The organism is Streptomyces sp. NPDC043812 (assembly GCF_056436245.1).
In genome coordinates, this window is record NZ_JBWKCY010000004.1 from 231,034 (window position 1) to 249,245 (window position 18,212).

The 18,212-nt window shown below is 71.1% G+C and carries 17 protein-coding genes and 1 pseudogene; 11 read left to right on the forward strand and 7 right to left on the reverse strand.

Annotated elements, in window-relative coordinates:
- Positions 1-9: 9 nt before the first annotated feature.
- The 11 genes from AC067Z_RS08310 to AC067Z_RS08360 all read left to right on the forward strand — a co-directional run bounded on the left by AC067Z_RS08310 (position 10) and on the right by AC067Z_RS08360 (position 12,947).
- On the forward strand, positions 10-2,061 hold the full coding sequence (locus tag AC067Z_RS08310) for an amino acid adenylation domain-containing protein (protein WP_478788670.1): 2,052 nt from the start codon (positions 10-12) through the stop codon (positions 2,059-2,061).
- A 7-nt stretch (positions 2,062-2,068) separates the two neighbouring features.
- A complete protein-coding gene (locus AC067Z_RS08315) occupies positions 2,069-2,326 on the forward strand; it encodes an acyl carrier protein (protein WP_478788671.1) in 258 nt (85 codons plus the stop codon).
- A gap of 27 nt (positions 2,327-2,353) precedes the next feature.
- Positions 2,354-3,706: a condensation domain-containing protein gene (locus tag AC067Z_RS08320; RefSeq protein WP_478788672.1), complete on the forward strand. Its 1,353-nt coding sequence runs from the start codon at positions 2,354-2,356 to the stop codon at positions 3,704-3,706.
- Between the two features lie 62 nt (positions 3,707-3,768).
- Positions 3,769-5,061 (forward strand): MFS transporter, encoded by a 1,293-nt coding sequence (locus tag AC067Z_RS08325; RefSeq protein ID WP_478788673.1) that lies wholly within the window; start codon positions 3,769-3,771, stop codon positions 5,059-5,061.
- A complete protein-coding gene (locus AC067Z_RS08330) occupies positions 5,058-6,014 on the forward strand; it encodes a hypothetical protein (protein WP_478788674.1) in 957 nt (318 codons plus the stop codon). Before AC067Z_RS08325 ends, AC067Z_RS08330 begins: the two co-directional genes overlap by 4 nt.
- Positions 6,015-6,097: 83 nt before the next feature.
- The gene (locus AC067Z_RS08335; protein WP_478788675.1) at positions 6,098-6,349 is read left to right on the forward strand and encodes an acyl carrier protein; all 252 of its coding nucleotides are present in this window, start codon (positions 6,098-6,100) and stop codon (positions 6,347-6,349) included.
- A complete protein-coding gene (locus tag AC067Z_RS08340; protein WP_478788676.1) occupies positions 6,339-7,718 on the forward strand; it encodes a class I adenylate-forming enzyme family protein in 1,380 nt (459 codons plus the stop codon). Before AC067Z_RS08335 ends, AC067Z_RS08340 begins: the two co-directional genes overlap by 11 nt.
- A 7-nt stretch (positions 7,719-7,725) precedes the next feature.
- Positions 7,726-8,775: a glycosyltransferase family 2 protein gene (locus AC067Z_RS08345; RefSeq protein ID WP_478788677.1), complete on the forward strand. Its 1,050-nt coding sequence runs from the start codon at positions 7,726-7,728 to the stop codon at positions 8,773-8,775.
- The gene (locus tag AC067Z_RS08350; RefSeq protein ID WP_478788678.1) at positions 8,772-10,019 is read left to right on the forward strand and encodes an ATP-binding protein; all 1,248 of its coding nucleotides are present in this window, start codon (positions 8,772-8,774) and stop codon (positions 10,017-10,019) included. Before AC067Z_RS08345 ends, AC067Z_RS08350 begins: the two co-directional genes overlap by 4 nt.
- A gap of 319 nt (positions 10,020-10,338) precedes the next feature.
- Entirely contained in the window at positions 10,339-11,028 is a 690-nt protein-coding gene (locus AC067Z_RS08355) for a (2Fe-2S)-binding protein (RefSeq protein WP_478788679.1), read from the forward strand.
- Between the two features lie 272 nt (positions 11,029-11,300).
- The gene (locus AC067Z_RS08360; protein ID WP_478788680.1) at positions 11,301-12,947 is read left to right on the forward strand and encodes an MFS transporter; all 1,647 of its coding nucleotides are present in this window, start codon (positions 11,301-11,303) and stop codon (positions 12,945-12,947) included.
- Positions 12,948-12,965: 18 nt separating this feature from the next.
- Here AC067Z_RS08360 and AC067Z_RS08365 read toward each other — a convergent pair.
- The 7 genes and pseudogenes from AC067Z_RS08365 to AC067Z_RS08395 form a co-directional block, all read right to left on the reverse strand.
- Positions 12,966-13,091, reverse strand: a pseudogene (locus AC067Z_RS08365) (TetR/AcrR family transcriptional regulator); the annotation flags it as partial.
- Positions 13,092-13,137: 46 nt separating this feature from the next.
- Complete coding sequence (locus AC067Z_RS08370) at positions 13,138-13,809, reverse strand: lysophospholipid acyltransferase family protein (RefSeq protein WP_478788681.1); 672 nt, start codon at positions 13,807-13,809, stop codon at positions 13,138-13,140.
- Positions 13,810-13,997: 188 nt separating this feature from the next.
- Positions 13,998-14,186, reverse strand: a complete 189-nt coding sequence (locus tag AC067Z_RS08375) for a DUF397 domain-containing protein (RefSeq protein WP_478788682.1) — start codon at positions 14,184-14,186, stop codon at positions 13,998-14,000.
- Positions 14,183-15,016, reverse strand: a complete 834-nt coding sequence (locus AC067Z_RS08380; protein ID WP_478788820.1) for a helix-turn-helix domain-containing protein — start codon at positions 15,014-15,016, stop codon at positions 14,183-14,185. Before AC067Z_RS08380 ends, AC067Z_RS08375 begins: the two co-directional genes overlap by 4 nt.
- 208 nt (positions 15,017-15,224) lie before the next feature.
- Entirely contained in the window at positions 15,225-15,650 is a 426-nt protein-coding gene (locus tag AC067Z_RS08385; protein WP_478788683.1) for a contact-dependent growth inhibition system immunity protein, read from the reverse strand.
- Positions 15,651-16,239: 589 nt separating this feature from the next.
- Entirely contained in the window at positions 16,240-17,529 is a 1,290-nt protein-coding gene (locus tag AC067Z_RS08390; protein ID WP_478788684.1) for a cation:proton antiporter domain-containing protein, read from the reverse strand.
- Positions 17,516-18,151, reverse strand: coding sequence for a flavin reductase family protein (locus AC067Z_RS08395; RefSeq protein WP_478788685.1), 636 nt, complete (start codon positions 18,149-18,151; stop codon positions 17,516-17,518). The genes AC067Z_RS08390 and AC067Z_RS08395 overlap by 14 nt, the downstream gene beginning before the upstream one ends.
- Positions 18,152-18,212 lie beyond the last annotated feature (61 nt).

Genomic DNA, 18,212 nt, shown 5'->3' on the forward strand with positions numbered 1-18,212 from the left:
GCGGCGGACATGTCGACACCGACCGACGAGGCCACCGGTACGACGGCTGCGGGCGAGACCGAGACCGAGACAGACGGCCTGCGGCACCGGACCGCTTTCACCTGCCCGGCCACGCAGGACGCGGCAGCGGCCACCGTCGCCGTCGCCGCCCTGCTGCACCGCTTCTCCGGCGAGGACCTCCACGTCACCGGCGCGGACGGACAAGGAGAGCCTGCCTTCCCCCACCCGCTGCGGGCGGACGCCCGGATGCTGGATGCCGGCCTGGACGCGGTGCTCGCCGCACCGGACGCGTACGCCCCCCGGCACGGCGTCGCGCACCGGCCGGCGGACCTGGTCGTACGCGCCGGGCGGCAACGGGACGGCAGCCTGCGCGTCACCCTCGACGCCGCCGCCCACCTGCTCACCGCCGGGACCCTGCAAGCCCTGACGGAGTACGGTCCCCGTTTCACCGCGCACGCCGTCGGCGAGCCGGGGCTCCCGCTGAAGCAACTGCCGGCTGCCGACGAGCCACCGCCGAGCGGACCGGACGAGCAGCGGCCAGCCCAGGATGTCCCGGTCCACGTACTCGTGGAACGGGCGACCCGGCTGCACGGCGATGCCGTCGCCGTCGGCGCGGGCGACATGACCCTGACGTACGCGCAGCTGTGGCAGCGCGCCTGTCGCGTCGCTGCCGGGCTGCGGGCCGGAGGCAGCGCCCCCGGCACGTTCGTCGGGCTGATGGCCGAACGCGGCCCCGACGCGGTCGTCGCCCTGCTCGCCCTGTCGCTCGCCGGGGCCTGCTCCGTACCCCTCGACCCGTCGTACCCGGACCAGCGGCTGGCCCTGATGCTGGACGACCCCAGGGTCACCGCGGTCGTGGCCACCGGGGACCTGGCACACCGGGTGCCCGCATCGGTGCCCACCCTGCTCCTCGACGACCTCGCCGCGGCCGGCGAGGCCGCAGGGCCGATCCCGGACCACGAGGACGCCGGCCCGGCGACTCTGATGTACACCTCGGGATCCACCGGAGCCCCCAAGGGTGTGGAGATCACCCACCGGGGCATCACCCGTCTCGTCACCGACGACCACACCATCGGGTTCCGCCCGGGCGACGTGGTGCTCCACTACGCCCCGCTGCCCTTCGACGCCTCGCTCCTCGAAATCTGGGGCGCGCTCGCCAACGGGGCACGCCTGGAACTCGCACCGCCGGGACCGTTGTCCCTGTCCGAACTCGCCGAGGTCATCAGGGACCGGGGCGTCACCACCCTGTGGCTGACGGCCGGCCTCTTCCACCAGCTCGCCGAGTACGAACCCGGCTGCCTGGAACGGGTGCGCCGACTGTTCACCGGCGGCGACGTGGTCTCCCCGCACCACGTACGGGCCGTCCTCACCCGGTGGCCCGGACTCGAGGTGGTCAACGGATACGGCCCCACGGAGAACACCACCTTCACCTGCTGCCATCACATCCGCCATGCCGACGAAGCAGCCGGGCCTTCCGTACCCATCGGCACCCCCGTCGCGGGCACCCGCGTCCATCTGCTGGACCCGTACGGCAACCCGGTGCCAGCGGGCGTGCCCGGTGAACTGTGGACATCGGGGGAGGGCCTGGCCCGCGGCTACGCGCGCCGCCCCGATCTGACGGCCGAACGGTTCGTGACCCCCGCGGACGGGCCGCTGCGCGGCGTCAGGATGTACCGCACCGGGGACCTCGCCTATCAACGCGAGGACGGCACCCTGGAGTTCCTGGGCCGCCGGGACCTCCAGGTGAAGGTCAACGGATTCCGCATCGAACTCGCCGAGATCGAGTCGGCGGTGCTCGAACATGCCGGGGTGGGGCAGGTCTGCGTCACCGTCGAGGCCGACGCACTGGGCGGCAAGTGCCTCAGCGCGTACGTGGTCGCCACCACCGGCGCCGAGATCCGGCCCCGGCTCGTCCGCGAGCTCCGGGCCGAACTGCGCGCCCGCATACCCCAGTTCATGATCCCCACCCGCTGGACCCTCGTCGACGCCCTGCCGCTGACCGGCAACGGAAAGGTCGACCGCGCACGCCTCGCGTCGGCCGCGGCACCTCAGAAAGGCTGAACCACCGATGACCCGACTCTCCGCTGTCCACACCTCCGTCAAGGCCATCTGGGCCGACGTGCTCGGCGTCGACGCGCAGGAACTCGACGGCGACGCCGACTTCTTCCTCCTCGGCGGACACTCGTTGCTCGCCACCCAGATGATCGCCCGCGTCGAACGCGCCCACGGGGTCCGGCTGCGACTGCGGGACGTGCTGGACCACCCCTTCCTCGACGAGTTCGCCGAACTGGTGGAGAACACCGCCCAGTCCACCACCGTTTCCTGAACGCCCAGACGAGGATCACCACGCACGATGTCAGCCCCTGTTGCCCTCCCCACTCTGAGCTATCAGGAAGGACGGCTGCGGATGGACGAGATCTCGCGACGCGAGGCTCTTCCGTCCCTGCGCACCATCACCCAGGCGTACCGGGTGAAGGGCCCCTTCGATCCCGCGGCACTGCACGCCGCCCTGTCCGAAGTGGTGCGGCGCCACGCGGCGCTGCGCACGACCTTCGCCGCCGGGCCCGGTGAGCAGACCGTCCTCGCCGCCTCCGCCGTCGCCGTCACCGTCGGCGAGGTCTCCGTCGCCGACGCGCCCGACCCCGAGGCCGCCGCCGTCGACGCGGCCCGCGACGCGGCACTCGCACCGTTCGCGGCGGACGAGGCACCGAGACTGCGCGCCACACTCATTACGCTCGGCGGCGCGGACCGGGTCCTCGTCCTCGCCTTCGACCACCTCGTGGTCGACGCCTGGTCCCGGGGCATCGTCCTGGACGAACTCGCCCACTGCTACCGGTCGTTCCTCGGCGGCACCCTTCCCGGCCTGCCCGAGGTGGAGTACGCGTACGAGGACCACGTCCGCGACCAGCGGACGCTGCTCACCGGACCCGAGTACGAGCGGCTGCTCACCTACTGGTCACGGACGCTCGACGGCCTCGGAGCCATCCCGCCCCTGCGGGCGACCAGGCCCGGCGGCGACCCGCCGGTGGGCTGCGGCACCGCGTCCGTACGACTGGCGCCCGCCCTGGCGGGCGAGATCCGCGATCTGGCGCGCCGGGAGCGCGCCACCCTGTTCCTGGTCGTCCTCGCCGCCCTGCAGACGGCCCTCGGCCTCAAGGACGGCTCCACCGACCAGGCGACCGCCGTCAACCTCTACAACCGCGACACCATCGGCACCGAGCGGCTCGTCGCCCCCCTCGCCGAACTCATGGTCGTCCGTACGGACCTGAGCGGAGCGAGGACGTTCCGTGACGCACTGCGCCGGGTGCGCTCCAGCACTCTCGACGCCCAGGAACATGCCCAACTGCCGTACCCCGAACTGGTCAAGGCGCTCAACCCGCAGGAGTACGCGCGGCCCGACGCCCCCGTCGGCGTGGTCCTCAACATGCTCTACGCCGAACTGCTCGGCGGAGTCTTCGACACCCCGGACGCCGAGTGCGTCCCGTTCGACATCCCGCAGACCGCCGCGCGGCCCCGCAGCGAACTGATGGTCGTGGGCAACTCCGGGCCGGACGGCCTGACCCTGTCGGCCCGCTACCAGAGCGACCGGGTCGACGCCGGATTCGTACAGGACCTGCTGGAGACCGTCAGCGGGATCCTGCAGGCCGTGGTCTCCCGGCCCGAAGCCAGCCTGGACGACCTCGGGGATGTCGCGGTGGCCGGGTGAAGGGGGGCACGAGAACCGCGGCGGAAACGGGGGAAGGGTCCGGGCGCCGGGACGAGTACGCCTTGAGGGCGGCCTTCGCCGTCTCCTCCACCGGCGACTGGATCTTCAGGTTCGCGCTGCCGCTGCTCGTGCTGCAGCAGACCGGCTCGGCGATGCTCACGGCAGTCACCTACGCCGTCGAGTACGTGCCGTACCTGCTCTTCGGTCTGATCAGCGGGGTCGTGGCCGACCGGTACGACCGCCGGCGTCTGATCCTGCTCTGCGACGTGTTCTCCGCCGCGGTCACGGGCTCGCTTGCCCTCGTGTGCCTGGCCGGCGAGGTGCCGCTGCCTGCGGTCCTGGTGCTGGCCTTCGTCCTCTCGGCGGTGCGCCCCTTCCACTTCCCGGCGTTCCAGGCGTTGCTGAGCGAGCGGGTACCGGTGGCGCGCCGGCCGTTGATGAACGCCTGGCTGCAGGGCACCGACAGCCTGCTCAGCCTGCTGGGGCCGGTCTTCGGAGTGGCCACCGTCGCGCTGCTCGGCCCTGCGGCCGCCTGCGCACTCAACGCGGTCTCGTTCGCGTTCTCCGCAGTGCTCGTGAGCCTCACCCGCGGCCGCACCGCACGGGCCGGCCGCCGCCCACCGCCCGGCGGCGGGCTGCGCACCGCGCTCGGCACCATCCGCCCCGACTTCGTCCAGGGGCTGCGGGCGCTTGCCGCCGACCCCGCCGTCCTGTGGGGCACCGTCCTGCTGACCGTCACCAACTTCGCGATGCTGACCGTCCAGTCGAACGTGGCCTTCCTGACCGCGGGTCCCTCCGGCTCGGGCACCTCCCAGCTTGCCCTGGCCATGGTGGCCCAGGGCGCGGGAGCGGTGATCGGCGCGGCCGCGGCGCCCTCGGTGCTGCGCGCGCTGCCTCCCGGACCGGTGGTGGCCGCGGGGATGGGCGTCCTCGCCGTCGCCCTGCTCCTTCCCGCGCTCTCCCCGTCGGCGCTCCTGCTGGCGGCGGCGCTCTTCCTGACCGGCCTGGCCACCTCCGCGATCGTGGTTCCCTGGCGCACCTACCGGCAGGACGTGGTCGCCGAGGAGTACATGGGCCGCGTCGTCTCCGTCCAGCGCGCGGTCGGCTTCGCCTTGAACCCCGTGGGCGCCGTCACCGGCGGCCTGATCCTCTCGGGTCTCGGTCCCGCCGCGCTGTTCCTCACCGCCGGCGGCGTCCAGGCCCTCGTCTGGCTCTGCGCCTGGCGCGGACCGGTCGGCCGGGCGGGCAAGCCCCCCGCCGCACCGGCACCTGTCGATCCGCAGGCCGCGCACGACGCGGCCGCCGACATCCCGCCCCTTCAGAACTCCGCACCAGAAAGCTCCCCTTCACGATGACGCAGGACCTCTACTTCGTTCCGCTCGGCACCGCACTCGGCGCCCCCCTCGACGTGGAGCACGTGCCCGGCGTGGACGCCGAACAGGCCGCCCGCTACCGGTCGTACGGCTACGAGCGTGTGCGGGTCACCGATCGCGACGCCTTCTCGCTGTGCCACGAAGCCGTCGGCACCCACCCGGCCTTCACCGAGGCCCGTGACAGCATCGACCTCTTCAGCTACGCCATCGAGCCCAACATCCAGAGCAGCAACAACTGGATGCTCAACGAGGAGGAGTGGAAGAAGCCCGACATCCGCTGGCTGGTGCAGCAGCTGGGCATCCGGCCCACCCGCATGGTGGGCCTGTCGATGTACAACTGCGCCACGTTCCTCAGCGGTGTCGACCTCGCGGCCATGGCGATCCGGTCCGGCCACGCGAAGGTAGCCCTGACCGTCGTGGCGGGCGTCGCCAACGAGTACAGCCCGCGGGCGCCGCACGCCTTCCATGTGCAGAGCGACGGTGCCACCGGCTTCCTGGTCACCGCGCAGCAGGACCGGCCGGACGCGTATCGCATCGTCACCCACGGCGTGGAGTACGTGAACCCCAGCGACTTCAGGGACCTGGACGGGACGATCGACGAGACCCGTTACTTCACCCTCAAGGCCCTGAAGATCCGCGAGACCGTCGAGCGGCTCCTCGCCGAATCCGGCACCCGCCCCGAAGACCTCGCCCAGGTTTTCGTGCAGAACCTCGGACGCACCTCCATGGTCAAGTACGGCCGGCTGTGCGGGGTGCCGGAAGAGCGGGTGTGGCTGGCGAGCCTCGCCGACAACGCCCACGTCATCGGGATCGACAGCCTGGTGAACCTGCACGCCTACCACCAGAACCGGCCGCGCGGCCGGGCCGGGCGTGTGCTGGTGCTCGGCACATCCGGCATGAGCTGGGGCGGAATGGTGCTGGAGCACACCGGCTGAACCGTCGCCCCGCGGCCCGGCTGAACCGTTGCCGCCCCGTGGCCCACCCACCGCATCCTTGCGATCCGAAGGAACGAACACCCATGACCCCACTCGACGCCGCGCAGTCCCTGACCGACGTGTACCGGGACATCACCCACCTGTCGCCGGACGCCGAGGTCGACCTCGACGCCCCGCTGAGCGACAGCCCGCACTGGGACTCGGTGAGCCAGATCGAACTGATCGTCACGGCGGAGCAGCTGTACACGATCCGGCTCGCCGAGGAGGACCTGCGCAACTGCCGCACACTGCGCCAGTTCATCGAAGCTGTCGAGAGGCGGGCCCATGCCGGCTGAACCGCCCGCCCACGGCCCCCTCTACACGGCCCTGCGGCGGCACGCCGCCGACCGCCCCGACAGCACAGCCCTGGCCGACGGCCACGACTGCCTCAGCTACGCCGAGGTCCTTCACGAGGTCGACCGCAGGGCGGCGGCGGGACCGGCCGGAGCGGACGGCGAGTGGGCAGTCCTCCACGAGCACGGCAAGGTGGAGTTCGCCCTCGACTACCTGGCCGCGGTCCGGGATTCCACCCCTTTGATCGTTGCCGACGGCACCGCGCTCCCCAAGGGTTTCAGCGATGTGCTGAGCCCACGGAGCGAGGACATTCGCGCGCTGGACCTGGACGCGCCCGAGGTCATGTTCACCTCCGGATCCACCGCGGGAGCCAAGGCGGTCGTCCTCGACGGGCACCGGATGTACGCCAAGGCCCTGCGCATCAATGAGTTCGTCGGCAACACGCCGGCGCACACCGAGGTGCTGACGCTGCCGTTGCGGCACTCGTTCGGCCTCGGCCGTCTGCGCTGCGCGATCGCAGCGGGCCAGAGCGTGCGCCTGGTGGACCGCCTGGAGGCCCCCGACGCGGTGTTCGACATCGCCGCGGGCTACCCGTCGGCGGGGCTCGCCTTCATCGCCTCGCAGATCAAACTGCTCCTCGGCCGGTACGAGGGCGCCCTGCGCGACGTCGCCGACCGGATCGCCTATCTGGAGATCGGCAGCGAGCCGCTGGAGGCCGACCACCGGCGCCACCTCGCCCAGGCTCTGCCCACGACCCGGCTGAGCATGCACTACGGGATGACGGAGCTCTCCCGCGCCGCCATGGTCGACCTGCACGCGCCGGGCCAGGCGGCGGCCGGCGCCGGACGTCCGCTGCCCGACGTGGAGTTGTCCTTCGACGGCGAGAGCGCCTCCTCGGGGGAGATCCTGCTGCGGGGGGCGGCGATGCTGCGGGCGTACGTCGACCAGGGCACCGTCCGCCCCGTCACACCGGGGACATGGCTGCGTACCGGCGACCACGGACGCCTCGCCGAGGACGGCACCCTCACTGTCGAGGGCAGGCTGACCAACGTGGTCAAGATCCTCGGCAAGAAGGTCGCGCTGGAGGACACGGAGCGTGCCCTGCGGCAGCTGCTGCCCCAGGGCGACTGCGTCTGTGTCGCCACCGAACTCGTCCCCGGCGTGACGACCATGGCAGCCGTCGTCGAATCGGACGGCGAGGGCGGGCCCGACCGCGCCGAACTGCACCGCGAGCTGAGCGAGATCCTGCCGCGCCATCAGATTCCGCGCCACTTCGTGATCACCGACCGGATCCCCCGGCTGCCCGGTGGCAAGGCCGACCGGCGTGCCGCGGCCGAACTGGCCGGGCGCCGCGCGTCCGCACGGAAGTGAACCGGCCATGAGCACCGCACAACGGCCCCGAGTCAGCATCGTCATACCCGTCTACAATCGCCGGGAACAGCTGGCACGCGCGCTGGCCAGCGCGCGCGAGCAGACGTTCACCGACCTCGAGATCGTCGTGCTGGACAACGCCAGTACGGACGGCAGCGCGGAGGTGGCCCAGCGGCACGCGGCGCAGGACGGGCGCATCCGGTTGGAGAGCAACCCGACCACCCTCGACAAGTCCGACAACTGGCGCAGAGCGCTCTCCCTGGCCCGGGGGCGCTATGTGAAGCTGCTGTTCTCCGACGACTGGATCGCCCCCCAGGCAGTGGCCCGCGCGGTCGACGTCCTCGAACGATCCCCTGGCACAGGATTCGTCTACTCGGCGATGACCTGGCACACCGGCGGCGCGGCCAACGCCTGCTACACGACGGGCGCCGACCGGGACGAGTCCTCGCGCGACTTCCTGTACCGCTCGGCGTCCATCGCCGACCTGGTTCCGGTGACCACCTCGTGTGTCCTCATGAGGACGGACGACGCGCGCGCCGCGTTCGAGGAGCGCATCCCCTCGCGGCTCGCGGACGACACCCACCGCCTCGGCATCGGATACTCCGGCATGCTGCTGTGGCGCATCGCCGCGCGCTACCCCCGCGTCCACCACATCGGTGACACCCTCGCCTTCTCCGCCGACTCCACGACGGGGGAGCAGGGTTCACGACAGCGCTACGCGCACCGCGCCGAGATGCTGTGGTGGGGGCACCGCAACGCCTTCGCCCACTTCGTCCGCCACAGCCCGCTGCCGCCGGCGGTCGCCCGCGGACTGGTCACCGTGCTCTTCCTGCACACCGTTCCCCTGCGACTCCCCGCCGCGAAGGAGCGGCTCGCCGGCTTCCGTCGCCTCTTCCCGGGCTTCCGTCTGCGACAGCTGCGGCCGTGGCAGACGCCCGTACTGCCGCATCTGCGACGCCTGCTGTCGCCGCCGGACCCGGTGGACATCCTCGGCCCGAACGCAAGACCGCCCCGACGGGCGCCCCACCGCCCACCCGCTCCTGGAGACTTGGCATGAACCATCTCGTTCTCAATCGCGCGGCGATGCTCAACCGGCCGTACCGGCAGTGGCTGGGCACCGCGCACAGCGTTGTCCTGGTGACCGACGCACGGTCGGTCAGTGTCGAACCCGAGCTGCGCGAGGCACAGTTGTCGGGCTACGACGACGTCCTGGTCGTCGACGGATTCCATGACAACGCGGCCGTCGAACTCGATGTCATCGCCCTCCACGAGAAGCACCGCTTCGACCGGATCGTGGCACTGGGGGAGTTCGACCTGCTCCGGGCAGCCAGGCTGCGTGAACTGCTCGGCATCCCGGGGCAGTCGGTCAAGAGCGCCGAGGCGTTCCGCGACAAGCTCGCCATGAAGGAGACGCTGAGGAGCGCGGGCGTGCCACTGGCTCCCTTCTCCGCAGTGCCCGACACGACCTCCCTCGTCTCGTTCGTACGCGAGAACGGCTACCCGATCGTGGTGAAGCCGAGGCGAGGCGGCGGATCGATGGGCGTCACCGTGCTGCGCGACGACGAGGACCTGCGGCGTCATCTCGCTGCCACGCCCGCGCTGGGGACGGACGACGAGGCACAACTCCTGGCAGAGGCGTATGTGGAGCACGAGCTGTTCCACGTGGACGGGATCGTCATCGACTCCGTGCCACGGCTGGTGTGGCCTTCCTCCCAGGGCGACACCACCTGCTTGGACGCCCTCTCCGGTACACCGCTGCGCAGCTGCATGCTGGACGGCGACGACCCGCTGCTCGAGCCGCTGCGCCGGCTGACGCTGCAGGCGCTGGCCGCGCTGCCCGCACCCGGGACCACCCTGTTCCACGCGGAGATCTTCCGTACCGCGGACGGCACTCTGCTGTTCAACGAGATCGGCTGCAGGATGGGCGGCGGACGCATCGAGGAGTCGCTCGCCCTCGGCTTCGGCATCAGCCTGCCCGAGGTGTTCGTGAAATCCCTCGCCGGCGTCGCACACCCTCCGGTACCGGATCGGCCGGAACGGATCGCCGGCCTGCTCCGGTTTCCCCCGCGTCAGGGCCGTGTCACGGCGCTGCCCGGCCCGTGCACACTGCCGGGCGTCACGGACTTTCGCGTCCGGCCCCAGGTCGGATCGGTGCTCACGCCGGCGACGATGAGCGCGGAGAGCTTCGCATCCGGGCTGGCGGTGGGATCCCGGCACGCCGAGGTGCTCGGGACGTTGGAGCGACTGCAGGCATGGGTGCAATCGGAGACGGTGATCGAACCGTACGAGGAGCGCCGGTGATCCGCGTGCGCGGGCGAACTCCTGCCGCACCCGGGAAGTCGACGACGCCTGAACCCGACCCTGCGCGGACGTCTCCACCGCTGTGCCGGGAGGAATTGCCCTCCCGGCGCAGCGGGGTGCTGCTCAGGACGAGTGGAGTTCCTCGCGGACCGTGCGGCGTTCGCTCCTGAGCGACCCCGGTAGCACCCTCCTCCGGACGGCGGACCGGCCTTCCCGCGCAACGGCGTCGCCGTGCCCGTTCCTGCCGCCTCACACCGACCGGCGCCGACGGCGTGGCACACTCGGCTTCGTTCCACGATCTCGCCCGGGCGGTACGCACATGGTGACCAGCGACGCACTCGCACTCGTCTCCGCCATCGGTCCCTACTTCGCGGTCTCCAGCGGGCCCCGGCCGGACGCCGCACGGTTTCGGCCACTCACGGACCTCTACGAGAACCGGAAGTCACTGGCGGAGTACGTGGCTGCCGTGGGGCAGCGGCTCGGCACCGAACAGCAACGAGTGGCCGCCTCCACCCTGCACATGGGGGTCGCCGCGCGCCTGTGGTCGATCGCCCTGGCCACGGCGACGCTGACCGGGCAGGTCCCCGACCTCGCGCCTGAACGCCTGTGGTGGCACGCGCCCGAGTCGGGCCCGGTCGATCTGTGGCTGCCCGAGCCGGCCGGGGTCCTCGGCGGCGAGGTGCATGACGCCGTCCACGAGACGGTCGTCGTACGGAACCTGCTGCCCCTGGGCGCCGCCCTCGGGCAGCAATTCGGCCTGTCCCCGCACGTCGTGCGAGGCAACGCCGCCTCCGCACTCGTCGGGGCCGTCCGGGTGCTGATCGCCTGTGCCCCGCACGCGCCGCACTCTCCGCTGCCCCTCGCCACGGCGCTGCTGGAACGCGAACCACTGGCGAGCGCAGGGGCGTTCACCGCCGACCCCCTGACCTACCACCGCCGCAGCTGCTGCCTCTACTACCGCGTCCCGGGCGGCGGGCTCTGCGGCGACTGCGTCCTCAACCGCGCGTAGACCCGCGCATGACCGTACGTGGGCCCGCGCGTGGCCGCACGTAGACCCGCGCATGACCGCGCATGACCGCCCCGAGCCCGTCGTCGTCACCACGGAAAGCGGCGGCACCCAGCACGGGCAGGAGATCCGCGGCACCCCCGACCGCGGAGGACGACCGGCCTTGCGCGCGACAGCCCGGTGGGAGAGAAGGACATCGAGATATTTGCACGCTGGTGTGCAATAAACTAACCTGCACATCGGTGGGCAATTAGCTCGTCCCCTAGGAGTCTCCGATGTCCTTCCTTGCAAACACCCCTGTCGAGAAGATGGCCCGGCCGTACGCGCGGCGCTGGTGGGCCCTGCTGGTGCTGTGTCTGAGTCTGCTGATCGTCGTCATGGCGAACACGTCGCTGATCGTGGCCGCGCCGGACATGACGAAGGACCTGGGGCTGAGCAGCAGCGACCTGCAGTGGGTCATCGACGGCTACACCGTCCCCTACGCGGCGCTGATGCTGGTGCTGGGCGCGATCGGCGACAAGTACAGCCGCCGCGGCGCGCTCGTCACGGGTCTGGTGATCTTCGCGGGCGGCTCGGTGATGGGCAGCCTGGTCGACCGGACCGAATGGGTCGTGGCGGCCCGGGCCGTCATGGGTGTCGGCGCCGCCGTCGTCATGCCGGCCACGCTGTCCCTGCTGGTCGCGACGTTCCCGCGGTCCGAGCGCGCCAAGGCCATCACGGCCTGGACCGCCACCTCCGGTCTCGCCATAGCCGTCGGTCCGCTGGTCGCCGGTTGGCTGCTGGAGGCCCATGCCTGGGGCTCCACCTTCCTGATCAACGTCCCCATCGCTGTCGTCGCCGTCATCGGCGCGCTGGTCCTCGTGCCGCCGTCCAGGGCGCAGGGCATGGGCCGCATCGACTACGTGGGCGGTCTGCTCTCCATCGTCTCCGTCGGCAGCCTGGTCTACGCGACCATCGAGGGCCCGCACTTCGGCTGGGGCGCCGGTCCGGTCGCCGCCGCCGTGGTCGCGGGCGTGGGACTGCTCGCCTTCGTGGCCTGGGAGCTGCGCCACCCGCGTCCCATGCTCGATGTACGCAGGTTCAGGTCGCGGCCCTTCAGCGGCTCGATGATCGCGGTGCTGTTCTTCTTCTTCGGCACCTTCGGCGCGATCTACTACTCCACCCAGTTCCTGCAGTTCGTGCTCGGCCACGGTGCGCTGGAGACCGGTGTGCGGCTGCTGCCGCTGGCCGGGGCCGTCTTCGCCGGCGCGGTGGTGACCGGGCGCCTGACCCCGAAGCTGGGTGTGAAGGCGCTGGTGTCGGCCGGAATGGTGATCGGGACCGTGGGCGTCCTCCTGCTCGTGCCGGTCGACAAGGGCTCCACGTACGCCGACTTCCTGGCGCCGATGCTGCTGCTCGGCTTCGCGATCGGACTGAGCGTGTCCCCGGCCACCGACACCATCATGGATTCCTTCCCCGAGTCCGAGCTCGGCGTCGGCGGCGGTGCCAACGACACCGCGCTGGAACTCGGCGGCTCCCTCGGCATCGCGGTGCTGGGCTCGCTGCTGGGCACCGCCTACCGGGACGAGTTGACCGACCTGGTGGGTGGCAGGCTGCCGGCCGCCGCGCTGGACACCGCCAAGGACTCGGTGGGCGGCGGCCTGGCGGTCGCCGAGGCGATCGCGAAGGATCCTGCCGGCGGTCCTCAGCAGGCCCAGGCCGTCGTGGACGCCGTGCACGAAGCCTTCGCCCACGGTGTCGCCACGACCAGCATCGTCGGCGGGGTCATCATGGCCGCCGGCACGATGATCGTCCTCGCCGTCCTGCCCGGCCGCCGGGCCGCCGACAAGCTCCGTTCGCAGCCGCAGCCGCAGCCGCAGCCGCAGCCGCAGCCGCAGACGGCAGCGGAGCGCGACGACTCCCTCCGCGCCGACTCCCTCTAGGAATCCTGCCCGGCCTCGTCAGTCGAGGTCGGGCAGTGGGCGTCCGGCGACCTCGCGGGCGTCGTCCGGCGGAGCGCCCAGCCTGCGCAGGACCATCTCGGCCAGGTTCGCCGCGGCCTCGTCCCCGCAGCTCGCACTCCGGGCGCAGGGCGAGGGCGTCGCGCAGTTCCGTCCGGCCGTCGGACAACCCCTACGCCGCTTGAGGCAGTTCGTTGTAGCAGTCGACCGGCTCCTGGCCGGAGAGTGCCTGGATGGCACTCATGATCTCGTCGGTGGCCGCCCGCCGTGCCTGCGCGGCGCGGACCGACCCGTCGGGGTGTGAGAACTGCAAGGGTTTGCCGAAGCGCACCGTGATGCGGCGGATGCGGGGCAGTCGAGCGCCGACGGGCTGGATCCGGTCGGTGCCGAGGACCGCGACAGGGACGACCGGGGCACCCGAGTTGAGTGCGAGCCAGGCCACTCCGGTACGGCCCCGGTAGAGCCGCCCGTCGCGCGACCGGCTCCCCTCCGGATAGATCCCGAACGCCCGGCCTTCGGCCAGGACCCCACGCGCCGCCTCCAGGGACCCGTGGGCCGCGCGATGGGTTCCGCGCTCGACCGGGATGGCGCCGAGCGACATGAACGCGGCGCGCAGCACGCGTCCTTTCAGCCCGCGCTCCTGGAAGTACTCTGCCTTGGCCAGGAATGCGACAGAGCGTGGCGCCACCAGGGGGATGACGACGCTGTCGATGAACGAGAGGTGGTTGGAGGCCAGGATCACCTGTCCACGCAGGGGGACGTTCTCCCGGCCCTCGATCACCGGCCGGTAGATCAGCCGGGCCAGCGGGGCGGCCACGAGCCGTACAGCGGCGTGCAACAGCACGATGTTCCTCTCGGTCCAGGAGCGTCAGCACAGCGGCCGCGCGAAGAAGGGTAGGCAGTGTCTACCACGGAGTTGACGCTGTCTACAAGATCGGGGAGAGGGTCCCTCGAGTGAAGGGGGATCTGCCGAAAAGCAGGAGCGCCCCGGAGCCGGACGTGATCCGGCACGGGGCGCTCGCGTGTGGGGCGTCAGGCCTGGGCGGCGTACGAGACGAAGCTCGTCCACGACGAGGGGGAGAGGGCGAGCTGCGGGCTCTGCTCGACCTTGGAGTCCCGGACGTGGATCGTTCCGGGGGTCGTTGCAACCTCGACGCAGCTGTCACCGGAGCTGCCGCTGTAGCTGCTCTTGAACCAGGCCAGTTCTGTGGTGCTGCTCATGTCGCTCCTCGCATCCGCCGCAACAGGCTCAGGGATTCCTCCAGAGAGAGGGCCTGTGACCGCATCCTGGCATACCGCATCTGGAGCATGCTGACCACTTTGCGGTCGGAGATGAACTGACCGCTCTCCTGCCCTTCGCAGTAGCCCAACCATCGGTTGTCGGGCGTTTCGAGGAGCTGCATGGGCCCGTCGATGCCGGCGTGGATCGTGCGCACCTGGGGCATGATCTGCACCTCGATGTTCCTCATGATCGCAAGCCCCAGGACGTGATCCAGGAGCTCCATCGTGGCGGCCGAGCCGCCGGCGTCCCGCCGGAACACATGTTCCTCGACGATGAAGCTGTACGCCGTGTTGGGGCGTTCCCGTAGTAACCGCTGCCGGTCCGTCCTGGCTGCGAGCCGTGTATCGATCTGCTCGTCACCGAGCGGGGGCAGTCGTTCGGAGAACAACGTCCGGGCGTACGCCTCCGTCTGCAACAACCCCGGAACCAGCCTGCATTCGTACGTGTAGAGGCTGATCGCCTCCGCCTCCAACTGCGCCCACTGCCGGAACCAACTCGCCAGCCCCGGCCGCCGCGACAGATGCCGTGCCGCACCCCGCAGTGTGCCGAACGCGTCCAGCACCTCCTCGGCCCGGTCGACGAAATCCGCCGGCGGGAAGCGGCGTCCCTGCTCGATCGAGGCGACTGTCGGCACCGAATAGCGCACGCGGGGTGCGAACTGTTCCTGCGTGAGCCGGGCTCGTTTGCGGAACGCCTTCACGACCTCCCCGAACGCCTTCAGGCTGTCCGAGCCGTCCGGCTCCCCGCCGTTCGCCTGACCGGCACACATCGCCGTCCCGCCCGCACCGTCCGCGTCACTGTTCCCGTCCGCCGCCATGCCTGGCCCACCTCCACGCCCGCCGTCCAGCAACTGGCCCATGGTCACGCGCGGTTACTCCGGCGTCCACTGTCCGTACCCGTACGCCGACTCGGCGTACGGGTCGGCCCGGCCGGGGGTGTGGATCGGGCGCCAGAAGGCCGCATCAGGCCGTCCCTTGTCAGTCGCTCCTTCCGTAGTCGGGCCGGGGCATGGCGAGATACTCGGCCACCAACTCGAGCCAGCGATCGGCTGCGAAGGGCGCCGACGGCTCCACCTCCATACCGAGTTCGGCCAGGCCGGTCGTGTACTCGTGGTCCTCGAGCTCCAGAGCCAGAAGCTCATGGATCTCGCCCACCAGTCGGGCTACCACCTGGCGATGCGTCGTCGAGCCGTAGTCCCGGACCGCCGCGTCATGGTCGACGAATTCGTCCGGCATGTCCTGCGAGAACCAGCCGCCGAGGAATTGGCCCAGTTCCGGGAAGCGGGCATGCCACTCCCAGTGAGTCTGGGGATCGGCCGGCGGGGGCACGTCGCCTGACTCGATGCTCTGCTTGATGTGGTCGGCCAGCTCGAAGAGCCAATCCTGGACCCGAGCTTCGGGCATGCCCACATCCGGTACCGGACAGAACTCCCCGAGCCGCAGCCGGAGTCGGCCAGGGGGCAGATCGGGTACGCACGGATCAAACTTTCAGTCGGTGAGGAAGGACCAGAAGACGCCGATCCCTGATTCGAAGACCGCGATTACGCCACAGTCCATGGTGTAGTCGGTGAAGCCTTCGTAGGCACCCTCGCGGCTGAACATATCTGCCTCCGGGTCATCTTGTGCCGCCGTCGTGTTGGTGAAATACAGCGCTCCTTCCCCGTACCGTCCAAGGATTGTTCTGGCGTGGCCGAGCAGCTCTTCCTGCTTGGATTCGAAATCCGGAATGTCGGCCGTGGTGAACCACTCCCCCTGATTCGCCTCCTCGTCGACCTCCAGAGCAAATCCCTCGGCGAATCCTTTCCCGCCGCGCTGCGGCGTGGCAGGTCAGGGCGTCGCAGTTGCAACTGCGCCAATTCGTTTTCGGCCACGGTCGGTTGCCTGCGCGAGCGAGCCCGCCCCGGCCCCGGACCGGGTCGGTCCAGGGCCGGGGCAGGCTCGTGGGCACGCAGGCACGCACGGCACGCACGGCACGCACGGCACGCCGCGCGCGTCAGACGTGCGACGCGGCCTTCGCCGCCGGTGTCTTCCTCGCCGGTTCCGTCTCCAACGGGGGGAGTTGCGGCCGCAGGAAGCGGCTGAGCGCCGGGGACGTGGCCGCCGTCGTGATCAGGGCCATCAGGACCAGCATCGTGAACAACTCCGGCCCGATCACGCCCAGTTCCAGGCCGATGTTCAGTACCACCAGCTCCGTCAGGCCCCGGCAGTTCATCAGGGCGCCCACCGACAGGGCCTCACGCCAGGAGCGGCCGCAGGCGCGGGCCGCTCCCGCCGCTCCGCCCCATTTGCCGAGCACCGCGATCGCGAGCACCGCCCCGGCCCACAGCCACTGGACGGGGTCGGCCGCCAGGGCCCCGATCTCCGTGCGCAGACCGGTGAGCACGAAGAACAGCGGCAGCAGGACGGGGACCGCCACAGCGCGGAGCCGGGCCGCAGACGCCTCGATGCGGCGATGGCCGCGCGGAGTGATCACGCCGAACAGGAAGGCGCCGAACAGCGTGTGCACCCCGACGAGGTCCGTCGCCAGCGCGGACAGGCTCAGTCCGCTGAACAACAGGACCAGGATCACCCCGTCGTTCGTCCGCTCCGCCCGCGCCGCCGCCCACCGCGCCAGCAGGGGCCGGACCACCAGCAACATGGCGGCGGCGAATCCCACGGCCAGCCCGGCGGTCGTCAATGCGTCGAGCGGGGAGCCCGCCGAGACGAGTGCCACCACCAGCGCCAGCAGGCACCAGGCGGCCACGTCGTCGACCGCCGCGCAGGCCATCGCGAGCGCGCCGAGCGGTGTCCCGTACAGACCCCGGTCCACCAGGATCCGCGCCAGCACCGGGAAAGCCGTCACACTCATCGCCACGGCGACGAACAGGGTGAACGGCAGCAGCCCCACCCCGTCCGGGGCCAGTTGGCCGTACATCGCGACGCCCAGCAGAGCGCCGAGGCCCAGCGGGAGCAGCATGCCCGCCTGGCTGACGGCCACCGCGATCCGCGAGTGGCCGCGCAGCGTGCCCAGGTCCAGTTCCAGGCCGACGAGGAACATGAACGCCAGCAGGCCGAGCTGCCCCAGCACCGAGATGTACGGCAGGACCGCTTCCGGGAACAGCCAGTGCTGCGCCTCGGGCCACAGCCAGCCGACCAGTGAGGGGCCGAGCACGATCCCCATGGCGATCTCGCCGATCACCGGTGGCTGGCCGATGCGTCTCATGAGAGTCGCGCCCGCCTGACAGGCGAGGATCACCACGGGCACGGCGACGAGCAGCGCGGGCAGCGGGTCAGTGGCGGACACCGGTGGCTCCTTCGGACGGCAGGACCCGCGGCGCGGACGCCGCCGGCTGGGTTACGGATGTGGCGTCGGACCATCCCGCGTAGCGGCGCAGCCCGTACAGCAGGGGCTTGGCCGCCGGGCGCACCGTCACCCGGCCCGCTTGTGCGAAGACGGCCGTGTGGTCGCCGAACTCGACGGTCTTCACGACGGTGCAGTCGGCGATGGCGTGGGCTGCCGCGGTCAGGTGCGGGCCGCTCGCGCCCAGCGGCAGCCGCCACTCGGTGCGCTCGAAGCGGTCGGGTGCCCCGGAGGCGAACAGGTCCGATGTCGCCCTGGCCCTCTCGTGCAGCAGATTGAGGGCGAACTGCCCCTGGCCGAGGAGGGACTGGAGGGTGGGGCTCTCCGTCCGTATGCAGACCACGAGCGTCGGCGGGGACAGCGCGACGCTCGCCAGCGAGCTGCACGTCAGGCCGCGTGGCAGGCCGTCGGCGTCGAGGGTGGTGACCACCGACACCCCGGAGGGGAAGGCGGCCATGAAGGGGCGGAGGTCGGCCTGCCGGAGGACGCCGGAGCCCTCGGCCCAGGGCATCGGGTCGTTGTCGTCGCTGCCTGGTACGTCCTGGTGGGTCGTGGAGTTGGGCATGTCTGACTCCCTTGGGTGACGAAGCAGTGCGGCCCGGCGCCGGCGGATTGCGCCGGTGCCG